Below are 10,192 nucleotides of genomic sequence, written 5' to 3'. Positions count from 1 at the left end.
TCGCTGTCCACCTCGACGTCGACCACGGCAAGCTCGCTCTCCACGGGCCTGTCGAGCACGACGAGTTCGGTGACGTCGCTGTCGACGTCGAGTTCGACGGCAACGAGTTCGCTGTCGACGGCGATCTCGGCCAGCAAGACGCACTACTACAGCGTGAACGACAACGGCACGCAGCAAGGCAACTACAACAACGACGGCGCGACGGGCGTGAACGCGCTCGCCGCGGGCACGGGCGCGACGGCCGCGGGTGCGGCGGGCGTGGCGGTCGGCAACAACGCGAACGCAGCGGGCGCGGATGCCATTGCAATCGGCTCGGGCGCAACGGCCGCCAATGCGGGCGCTGTCGCGCTGGGCAGCGGTTCCGTGACGGCTGCGGCCAACCCGACGGCCACCGGCACGATCGGTGGCACGACCTACAGCTATGCGGGCACGAGCCCGACGAGCGTGGTGAGCGTGGGCGCGCCGGGCGCCGAGCGGCAGATCACGAACGTGGCAGCAGGTCGGGTGAGCGCGACGAGTACCGACGCGATCAACGGCTCGCAGCTGTTCGCGACCAACCAGGCGGTGAACTCGCTGTCGACGTCGACCTCGACCGGTATCAGCTCGCTGTCGACCTCGACGTCCACGGCGGTGAGTTCGCTCTCCACCGGCCTGTCGAGCACCAACAGCACGGTGACGTCGCTGTCGACTTCGACGTCGACCGCCGTGAGTTCGCTGTCTACCGGCCTGTCGAGCACCAACAGTTCGGTCGTGTCGCTGTCGACGTCGACGTCTACCGGCATCAGCTCACTGTCCACCGGCGTCAGTTCGCTGTCCACCGGGATCAGTTCGCTCTCCACCGGCCTGTCGAGCACCAACAGTTCGGTGACGTCGCTCTCGACGTCGACTTCAACGGGCATCAGCTCGCTGTCGACCGGCTTGTCGAGCACCAACAGCAGCCTGACGTCGCTGTCGACCTCGATCAGCACCATCGGCACCGGCACGACATCGCTGTCCACCTCGACGTCGACCACCGCCAGTTCGCTCTCGACGGGCTTGTCGAGCACCAACAGCACGGTCTCGTCGCTGTCCACCTCGACATCGACGACGGCGAGTTCGCTTTCGACAGGGTTGTCCACCACCAACAGCAATGTGTCGTCGTTGTCCACGTCGACTTCGACCGCGGTGATTTCGCTGTCCACGGCGATCACCAACTCGAAGCCTCACTACGTGAGCATCAACGACAACGGCACGCAGCAGGGCAACTACAACAACGACGGCGCCAGCGGCGTGAACGCTGTGGCCATCGGCACCGGCGCGATGGCGAGCGGCACGAGCAGCTCGGCGCTGGGCGACGGGGCCACGGCCGCGGGCAATGGCGCGACGGCTCTGGGCGCGAAATCGGTCGCGTCCGGCAGCGGTGCGGTGGCGCTGGGCCTGGGCGCGTCGGCCAGCGCACCGAACTCGATAGCGCTTGGTGCGGGTTCGATCGCGAACGAGGCCAACACGGTATCGGTCGGCTCGCAGGGTAGCGAGCGGCGCATCACCAACGTCGCGCCTGGCGTGAATCCGACCGATGCCGTCAACGTGTCGCAGTTGCAGGGCGTGCAGCAAAGCATCACGAGTATCGCCCGCAAGGCGTATGGCGGCGTGGCGGCGGCCACCGCGCTGTCGATGATCCCGGATGTCGATGCCGGCAAGTCGTTGGCGGTGGGTATCGGCGGAGCGAGCTTCCAGGGTTATGGGGCAACGGCGATTGGCTTCACCGCGCGCATCACGAACAACCTGAAGCTGCGCGGCGGGGTGGGAGCGAGCAGTGCCGGGTATTCGTTCGGCGGCGGTATCAGCTACCAGTGGTAACCCGAGGTCCGGCGGCGACACGGCTGACGTGTCGCCGCCGGCAAACAACGATGACAGCGGGAGCAAGAGAGATGGCAAAAAAAGTGGCGGCAACGCTCGTTGCGACGATGGTGCTCGCGGCGTGCTCGACATCGCAGGGGCCGACGTGGAACGGGTATTCGGTGGGGCTGCCCAACGGACAGCGCGCGTTCCGGATCGACTGTCACGGCATCTTCGAGGGGCAGGGCACCTGTTATTCGAAGGCCGCGGAGATATGCGGCACGCAGCAGGTGCGTCCGATCGAGCAGGTGGCTCCGCTCGCGGATGCCGATACCACGCGTGACGTGCGCGTCCTGACGTTCCAGTGCGGGCCGGTTCCGCAACCCGCGCAGCCGGCGCCGCAGCCCGTTCCGGTGCCTCCGCCCCCGCCGCCTGCGCCGCCTGCGCCGAAGCACGTCACGCTGGCCGGCGATGCGACTTTCGACACCGACAAGGCGACGCTGCGTCCCGACGCGCGCGCCAAGCTCGATGCGCTGATCGACCAGGCGCGCGGCATGACGTTCAACACGGTCACGGTGAACGGCTACACGGATTCGCGAGGTTCGGCAGCTCACAACCTGGGGTTGTCGGAGCGACGTGCGCAGTCCGTGGCGCAGTACTTGCGCGATCACGGTTTGCAGGCGAAGCGGTTCGAGACGCGCGGCTTTGGCGCGAGCGATCCGGTCGCCACCAACGCGACGGCGGCCGGCAGGGCACAGAACCGCCGTGTGGACATCACGCTGGAGTAAGCGCGAACCCCCAGCGCGATGGTGTCGTCCGCAAGCGGTACGCGGACGTTCGGCGGACCGCTGCCCCCCCGAGGCGGTCCGTTCTTTTTCCGCAGCGCGGCGCATGGCGCCGCGTTCATGCGTATCGGGACGTCGAGAAGCATCACGACAGTCAACTCCACTGGACCTCGGAACACGATGAAGATCGGAATCTCCGTGCTGACCCATGCCGGACAGAGCATATGGGAGAACGGACTCGGACAGAATGTCTGCTACTTCGTGCAATTGCTGCAGACGCTGCCGTTCGTCACCGGCATCGTGCTGCTCAACTGCGGCGACCAGCCGCGCGTTGCGGCGGAAGCCGAGACACTTGCCGCCGGGCTGCCGCTCGTCTCGCCGCACGATCTGGATGAACCGCCCGATGTGATATTCGAGATGGGCGGCGGTCTTGACGTCGAGTGGCTCGACTACGCGCGCGCACGCGGATCGAAGGTCGTGTATTTCTGCTGCGGCCAGCCGTACGTGGGCCTGGTCGAGCCGAGCGTATTCGCGCGCGGCGGCTATTTCACCAAGGCCACGCGGTGCGACGAGATCTGGGTTCTCGGCAAGGACCGTGTGTTCGCGGCCATGCTGCGCACGCTGCATCGCTGCCCGGTGTTCGAAGTGCCGTTTCTGTGGGACAGCACGTTTATCGAGCAACGCTCCGCCGCCATGGGCGCCGCCGGCCTTCGCTTCGGCTACGAACCGCGGCCGGTGCGCGGCGACGGCGACGGCACGCCGCGCGGGCTGCGTGTGGCGGTGTTCGAGCCGAACATCTCCGTCGTGAAGTGCTGTGTGGTGCCGATGCTCGTGTGCGACCGGGCGTTCCGCACCGACGCGGCAGCCATTGCCCGCCTGCATGTGCTCAACAGCGTGCAGATGCAGGCGCATCCGTCGTTTGCGTTCCTGCTGCGTTCGCTCGACCTGAATCATCGCGAGCGCGTGCGGCTCGACGGCCGCCACGACTTCGTGGGCTTCATGAGCCAGCATGCGGACGCGGTCGTCTCGCACCAGTGGCAGAACGAGCAGAACATCGTGTACCTCGATGCGTTGTATGGCGGGTATCCGCTCGTGCACAACTCGCCGTGGCTCCGCGACGTCGGCTATTACTACCCGGATTCGGATATCGACGCGGGCGCGTCGCAACTCAGTCACGCCGCGCGGCATCACGATGCCGACCACGACAGCTACGTGCGGCGCGCACGCAGCTTCCTCGCCACGCTCTCGCCGCGCAGTGCCGCGAACGGTTCGCACTATGCGCGGCAGTTGCTTGCATTGAAGTCGCATGCCGACTCGCGGAGGGCATCATGCTGAACGGCCGGCGCCTCAAGGTAGGCGTGACGATTTTCTTGCGCCGCGGCTTCCAGTCGATCTGGGAGAACGGCATTTTCCAGAACTGCTATTTCCTCGCGACGCTGCTGGCGCACTCGCCGCTCGTGGAAGCCGCATATCTCGTCAACGGCGGCGACGGCGATCCGGCCGAGGCACAGGACTTCCTGGCCCTCGCACCGGTTCCGGTGATCGACCTGGCGACGGCGCAACGCTCGCTCGACGTGGTCATCGAACTGAGCGCGCAACTGGATCCGGAATGGGGAAGAGCGTTCCGGGCGCGCGGCGGGAAGATCGTCGGCATGCGTGTGGCCAACGATTACGTGATCGACATCGAGCGCATGATGTTCGACCGGCCGTCCGGCATGCTGATATCCGGTACGCCCTACGACGCGCTCTGGACCTTGCCTGCCTTCATGCGCACCTGCGGGGCTTATTACGGCAGCGCGTTGCGTGCGCCTGTCGCGGCGATGCAGCACCTGTGGAGCCCGGCGTTGCTCGAGCATGCGGCGCGCACTCCCGACGGCGGCCGTGCTTTCGGGTACGAGCCGGGGCGCGAACGCTGGCGCCTCGCGATCCTCGAGCCGAACATCTGCATGGTCAAGACCTCGCATATTCCGATGCTCGCGGCCGATCTGGCCCACCGGCAGCAGCCCGGCATGATCGAGTACCTGCGCGTTTTCAACACCATGGAGCTCAAGGGCGATGCGCAGTTCGTCGGCTTCGCCCGCAGCCTCGATCTCGTCACGCAGGGGCGGGCCACGTTCGAGCCGCGCGTGCCGGTCTACGAAATTCTCACGCGGCAGGCCGAAGCGATCGTCTCGCACCACTGGGAGAACGCGCAGAACTACCTGTACTACGAGGCGCTGCACGGCGGCTATCCGCTCGTGCACAACTCGGCGCTGTTGGGCGGATGCGGATACCGCTATGAGGATTTCGATTGCGAAGGGGCGGCGCTTGCATTGCGCGAGGCTTTCGCCGTCCACGACGCGCAGCTTGCCGACTACCGCAGTGCGGCTCGCACTTTTCTCGCGACGCTCGACCCGCTGGCACCGTCGAACGTCGAGCACTACGGCGCCGCCATCGCGGCCCTCTGGCCATGAAGACACCAACACCTGCGCATACATGGCCTGGCTTTGCCTGCCTCGCCTGTATCGCGCCTGACATTCGGGAGAAAACATGAACGGTCCATGCCCGCGCGGGCTGCGCATCGGCATCACGATCGGCCTGCGGGATGCCGCCGAAAGCCTGTGGATCAACGGCATCAAACAGAACGCGCTGTACCTGTGCAAGTTGTTCCAGCACTCGCCGCTGCGGCACCGGGTGACGCTGGTCAATACGACGGACGTTGCGATCACGTCGGCGTTGCCGTGGGACTTGACGCGCTTTCCCGTGCGCAGCTTTGCCGATGCCAAGGACGACCTCGACGTGCTGATCGAACTGGGCGGCCAGATCGACGCCCATCAGACCGCATACCTGAAGGCGCGCGGCACGAAGCTCGTGAGCTACTGCTGTGGTCCCGAGTACGTGCAGATGATCGAGGCCATGATCTTCTCGCGCAGGATGTGCGACTCGGTGTTCATCAATCAGCACTACGACGAGGTGTGGGTGATTCCCCAGGTCATGGAAACGAGCGCGGATTTCTTTGCCGTGCTGCGGCGGTGCCGGGCGCGCGAGGTGCCGTTCGTGTGGGATCCGATGTGCCTGGAGATGCGTTCGCGCGAGCTGCCGTTCGCCGGCGAATACCGCCCGCAGCAGGCGCCGATGCGCGTTTCGGTGATGGAAGCCAACATCGACGTGCTGAAGTTCTGCCTGTACCCGTTGCTCATCGCCGAGAGTGCCTACCGCAGCGCCCCGCAGAAGATCGGCTATGTGCACATCACGAACGCGGCGCACCTCGCCCGTACGAGCCCGGAGTTCATCGGCATCGCGCATTACCTCGACCTCGTGCGCGACGGCCGCGTGAGCTTCGTGGATCGGCACGACACGCCGCAGTTTCTGTCGGAACACACCGACGTCGTCGTGTCCCATCAGTGGGGACTCGCGCTCAATTACTTCTATTTCGACGTGTGTTGGAACGGCTATGCGCTGGTTCACAACGCACATCTGTGCAATGAGGTGGGCTACTTCTATCCGGGTAACGACGTGAGCGAGGGCGCGCGTCAGCTCGTGCAGGCGCTCGCGCATCACAACGACGACTGGGAGGCCTATCGCGTGCGCCAGCGCCACGCGATCAGCCCGTTTCTTGCCACCCACGAACCGCTGATTGCCCGCTACGACGAACTGCTCGGCGCGCTCTTCGCCGCGGGGTCGGCGCGGGCGGGGGTAACACTGACCAACTGACGGGGATAAACACGACGATGAGGAATGCTGCAAAAAAAACCGCACGCCGACGCCATGGTGCGGCGATTCGAACCATCGCCATCGTGCTGGCGATTGCCGCGCATGCGCAAACCGCACAGGCGAACGCGGACGAGGTCGTTGCGACCGTCAATGGGGTGCCGTTGCATCGCACCGCCGTCGATGAAGCGCTGAGGGCAACCGGCCGGCCGGACACGCCCGCGGCTCGGCAGCAGATTCTGAACGGTCTGGTGGCGCGGGAGCTGATCCGTCAGGCGGCGGAGCGTGACCGACTCGGCGACACCGAGGTCGTGCGACAAGCCATTCGAAAGGCGAAGGTCGACACGGAGAACCGACTCTACGCGGCACAGCATCTGCAACTGCAGCCCGTTACCGATGCCCAGGTGCGCGAACGCTATGAGGCCATCGCGAGGGAGGCCGGAACGGACGAATACCAGGTCAGCGTGATGACGCTCGCGGACGAACCCGCGGCGCGGTTCGCGCTGATGCGCGTTCGCGCGGGCGAGCCGTTTGCGAAGGTTGCCGCGCAAACGGGCGTCGCGGCGCAAGGCGACGGCACGCCCCGCTGGGTGAGCTTCCGCACGCCCGCGGTGGAGGGGCATACGCAGGGCTTGCCGCTGCCGCTGGCCCAGGTGCTCCCGACGCTGAAGGCGGGCGAGGTGACGCCGGAGCCGATCGCGGCAGCTGGCCACTACGTTATCGCGCGTCTTGACGCACGGCGACCGACGGTGATTCCGCCGTACGACGCAGTGCGCGAGTCGCTTCGTACCTCGCTCGAGGCGCAGCAACGTGACGACGCGTTCAAGACGCTGGTCGACAGGCTGGCGGCCAACGCGGTGATTCGTCCACAGCACGCGGCGGCACTGGTGGCGCAGTGACGGGCGTCGAGCACGGCGGACGAGACGGACGCCGCGCCGCATCGCAATGTAGCGGCAGGGAAGCAGGGAGTACGGCAGGGCAGTGCAGCGCGTGGCACCGGCATGTTGCCGGCGCCGTCAATCATCGAAAGGGAGAACGGATATGACGCTCGAGCAATGCGTAGTGTGGCTGGCCGTCGGGGCCATTGCGGGATGGATTGCGGGGCTGATCGTCAAGGGGGGCGGGTTCGGGCTTGTCGTTGACATCCTCGTCGGTATTGCAGGCGCATTCATTGGCGGATGGCTGGCATCGGTTATCGGCATCAGTGTAGGCAGCGGCTTTGTCTCTTCCGTGATCGTGGCGATCGGAGGGGCCGTAGTGCTGCTGTTCGTACTGCGTCTGCTGCGCTGGGCGTAGGCGCACGCGATGGCGGTGCGGATGCGAAGCGCGCTTACGCAGACGTGTCGCGGTGCGCTGACGGCCAATCTGACGCTGGGTTTCCTCATGTCGTGGGAGGCCTCGCTCGCCGTTGCGGAACTGGTGTCTCACGTGCCGATTCGTCATGCCGCTTCGCCGGCCGGGCGCGCAGTGCTGGCGGGTGCGTTGGCTGCCGGCGCGCTGTTCGCCGGCCCGCTTCTCGTGCGACGCGTTTTGCACCGCTGGCCGCCCCCAGGCGGACTCGACCGCCCTCCGTACCGGCTGTGGTGCGTCCGTCTTGCAGGACTGTTACTTGGACTCGTGGCGCCGTTGGCCCCCTAGGTGGCTGATCGGCACACCGTCCGTCTATGCGTGGAGAGAAAAACTCAATGACCTGGCTGAACAAGGTGGAAGCGATGATCGCGCGCGGCGAGCTGATTGCCGCGTGGCGATTGCTCGACGCGCATCGCGTCATGGATTCGAAGCGGCCGCAGGAACTGGTGATCGCCAGCCGCCTGTGGTGTTTGCGTGGCCGCCTCGAGGAGGCAAGGTACCTGCTCGACCGCGCGCTGGAAGTCGACGCGGCGAACGTCGACGCACTGATCGAGCGCGGGCGTCTTGCCATCCGCCTGGGCGACGATACCGGCGCGAACGGTTGGTTTCAGCGTGCATGGGATGAGGGCGCGCGCGGCAACGACTGGATGGTGGACTGGATCGACGTGCTGCTGCGGCTCGGTCGCCACGACGACGCTCGGGATATCGCGATGGTTCGCTGCGAGCGTGCCCCCGAAGACGCGCATACCTGGTTTCGCCTCGGCCTCGCGCATCAGCAGACTCGTCATCACCTGCAGGCGCTGGACGCCTATCGCCACGCGATGCGGCTCGATCCACGCCTGCCGATGCTGCGTAACAACATGGGCGCCGCGCACCTCGAACTGCGGCAATACACCGAAGCAAGAGAACTGCTGGAAGCCACGCTCGCCGAGGATCCGGATCACGCGCTTGCCTGGACTAATCTCGCCACCGCGCTTCTGCGGACGGGCGAGATCGACGATAGTCTCGTCGCGGCCGAACGCGCCTGTGCGCTTGCGCCGAACTACGTCAGCGCGCTGCAGACCTATTCGTATGTGCTGCGCGAGCTGCAGGCGTTTCCGGCTGCGCTCGCCGTCGCCGAGCGCGCGCTCGCGCTCGACCCGCAGAATGCCTCGCTCGTCTGGACGAGAGCGATGCTGCAACTCATGCTGGGCGACTACGAACAGGGTTGGCGCAGCCATGAGGCGCGCTGGAATGGCTCGCCCGAATTGCGCGATGTCGTGCCGAACATGCCTGCGCCGCGGTGGAACGGCGAGCCGCTGGCCGGCAAGACGCTCTTTGTATGGGGGGAGCAGGGCAACGGCGACGTGCTGCAATTCGCACGTTTCGTGCCGGCCATCGCTGCGCGCGTCGAGCAGGAGGGCGGTACGTTCGTCTACTGTTGCTTCGACAGCCTGCACGCGCTGCTCGTGCGCAGTCTGGGCGATTGCGTGCCGACGATCGTTGCCCATGACCAGCGACCGCTTCCATCGTTCGATTTTCATCTGCCGCTCGCCAGCATTCCGTTCGTGCTCGGCATCGGGCTCGCCGACCTGCCGGGCCCGGCGCCGTATCTGAAAGCCGATCGAGAGCAAACCCGTGCCTGGGATACCCGCCTGAAGCGCGACGGCCAACTGCGCGTGGGACTCGTGTGGACAGGCAGTCGCAGCCATCAGCGCAATGCCATGCGCTCGGTCGATCCGCTCGCCTATGCCCAGGCATTTGCCGACGTCAAAGACGTGACGTTCGTCAATCTGCAGCTCGATGCGGCGGCCGACGTGCAGCGTATGCGCGACGCCGGCCTTGAGCTGGTCGACCACACCGAGGACCTGACATCGTTCGACGATACGGCCGCGCTCGTCTGCAGTCTCGACCTGGTCGTCACGGTATGTACGTCCATTGCCCATCTCGCCGGCGGTCTAGGGGTGCCCGTCTGGCTTCTGCTCGATGTGAATCCGCACTGGCCATGGATGAGCGAGGGCACCGACAGCCCGTGGTACCCGACGGCACGGCTTTACCGCCAGCCGGCGTATGGGCGATGGTCGCCGGTTCTCGACGCGCTTGCGGGTGACCTCGCCGAGCATGCACGCGAGCACCGTAAGCACGCCGTTATCGCCGGCCGGACTGCCGCGTGACGCACTCATGGAAGACGAGCTTTCCGGTCCTGCCGGAACGCATCCGGATGCGTTCCGCTTTCCCGGCCAGCACGTGGAGCAGCACCTTGCACGGCAATGCGACTGGCCGTTCTACCTGAGCCACGGCCAACTGACCAGGCTGCGTCACTTGCGGGAGGCATGGGGCGACGACGTCGTGATTCAGATCTACGCCGGATGCGTGCGCATCCGAGGCGAGTGCGGCGACTGGCGGTTCACCGACGACAGCGAACTGCTTATGGAGATCGCGCGGCGCCGGCAACCGTCGACTGCGTCTGGGCAGGCGGTGCATGGGCGAAGGAGCGGGAAGCGACCGCGGATGTAACTGATATTGGACGGCTGTCGATATGACGGCCAAAAGCACTACGGGGGTGTGCA

General features: G+C 66.1%; 9 protein-coding genes and 1 pseudogene. All 10 read left to right on the top strand.

Annotated elements, in window-relative coordinates; all coding sequences use genetic code 11:
- Window positions 1-258 precede the first annotated feature (258 nt).
- Window positions 259-549: pseudogene (locus AC3WLY_RS04335) on the top strand (hypothetical protein); the annotation flags it as partial.
- A gap of 660 nt (window positions 550-1,209) precedes the next feature.
- Window positions 1,210-1,839 (top strand): YadA family autotransporter adhesin, encoded by a 630-nt coding sequence (locus AC3WLY_RS04330; protein WP_143156754.1) that lies wholly within the window; start codon window positions 1,210-1,212, stop codon window positions 1,837-1,839.
- A 71-nt stretch (window positions 1,840-1,910) separates the two neighbouring features.
- On the top strand, window positions 1,911-2,606 hold the full coding sequence (locus AC3WLY_RS04325; RefSeq protein WP_310140724.1) for an OmpA family protein: 696 nt from the start codon (window positions 1,911-1,913) through the stop codon (window positions 2,604-2,606).
- Between the two features lie 177 nt (window positions 2,607-2,783).
- Window positions 2,784-3,938: a DUF2827 family protein gene (locus AC3WLY_RS04320; RefSeq protein WP_492310724.1), complete on the top strand. Its 1,155-nt coding sequence runs from the start codon at window positions 2,784-2,786 to the stop codon at window positions 3,936-3,938.
- On the top strand, window positions 3,932-5,056 hold the full coding sequence (locus tag AC3WLY_RS04315) for a DUF2827 domain-containing protein (protein ID WP_072444806.1): 1,125 nt from the start codon (window positions 3,932-3,934) through the stop codon (window positions 5,054-5,056). The genes AC3WLY_RS04320 and AC3WLY_RS04315 overlap by 7 nt, the downstream gene beginning before the upstream one ends.
- A gap of 76 nt (window positions 5,057-5,132) precedes the next feature.
- On the top strand, window positions 5,133-6,296 hold the full coding sequence (locus tag AC3WLY_RS04310) for a DUF2827 domain-containing protein (RefSeq protein WP_175959446.1): 1,164 nt from the start codon (window positions 5,133-5,135) through the stop codon (window positions 6,294-6,296).
- Between the two features lie 17 nt (window positions 6,297-6,313).
- The gene (locus tag AC3WLY_RS04305; RefSeq protein ID WP_175959445.1) at window positions 6,314-7,192 is read left to right on the top strand and encodes a peptidylprolyl isomerase; all 879 of its coding nucleotides are present in this window, start codon (window positions 6,314-6,316) and stop codon (window positions 7,190-7,192) included.
- A 142-nt stretch (window positions 7,193-7,334) separates the two neighbouring features.
- Complete coding sequence (locus AC3WLY_RS04300) at window positions 7,335-7,589, top strand: GlsB/YeaQ/YmgE family stress response membrane protein (protein ID WP_072444811.1); 255 nt, start codon at window positions 7,335-7,337, stop codon at window positions 7,587-7,589.
- 389 nt (window positions 7,590-7,978) lie between these two features.
- Window positions 7,979-9,796, top strand: coding sequence for a tetratricopeptide repeat protein (locus AC3WLY_RS04295; protein ID WP_492310725.1), 1,818 nt, complete (start codon window positions 7,979-7,981; stop codon window positions 9,794-9,796).
- A gap of 7 nt (window positions 9,797-9,803) precedes the next feature.
- Window positions 9,804-10,139: a hypothetical protein gene (locus tag AC3WLY_RS04290; RefSeq protein ID WP_492310726.1), complete on the top strand. Its 336-nt coding sequence runs from the start codon at window positions 9,804-9,806 to the stop codon at window positions 10,137-10,139.
- Window positions 10,140-10,192: the final 53 nt, after the last annotated feature.

It is taken from the genome of Burkholderia sp. FW306-1C-G01B, assembly GCF_058781685.1.
The sequence above is the reverse complement of the archived record's forward strand: the minus strand, read 5'-3'. Positions and strand labels throughout refer to the sequence as shown.

Excerpts from the sequence above, each read along its gene's own strand:
- AC3WLY_RS04325 (WP_310140724.1), top strand. The coding sequence starts at position 1,911 with ATGGCAAAAAAAGTGGCGGCAACGCTCGTTGCGACGATGGTGCTCGCG.
- AC3WLY_RS04320 (WP_492310724.1), top strand. The coding sequence starts at position 2,784 with ATGAAGATCGGAATCTCCGTGCTGACCCATGCCGGACAGAGCATATGG.
- AC3WLY_RS04315 (WP_072444806.1), top strand. The coding sequence starts at position 3,932 with ATGCTGAACGGCCGGCGCCTCAAGGTAGGCGTGACGATTTTCTTGCGC.
- AC3WLY_RS04310 (WP_175959446.1), top strand. The coding sequence starts at position 5,133 with ATGAACGGTCCATGCCCGCGCGGGCTGCGCATCGGCATCACGATCGGC.
- AC3WLY_RS04305 (WP_175959445.1), top strand. The coding sequence starts at position 6,314 with ATGAGGAATGCTGCAAAAAAAACCGCACGCCGACGCCATGGTGCGGCG.
- AC3WLY_RS04300 (WP_072444811.1), top strand. The coding sequence starts at position 7,335 with ATGACGCTCGAGCAATGCGTAGTGTGGCTGGCCGTCGGGGCCATTGCG.
- AC3WLY_RS04295 (WP_492310725.1), top strand. The coding sequence starts at position 7,979 with ATGACCTGGCTGAACAAGGTGGAAGCGATGATCGCGCGCGGCGAGCTG.
- AC3WLY_RS04290 (WP_492310726.1), top strand. The coding sequence starts at position 9,804 with ATGGAAGACGAGCTTTCCGGTCCTGCCGGAACGCATCCGGATGCGTTC.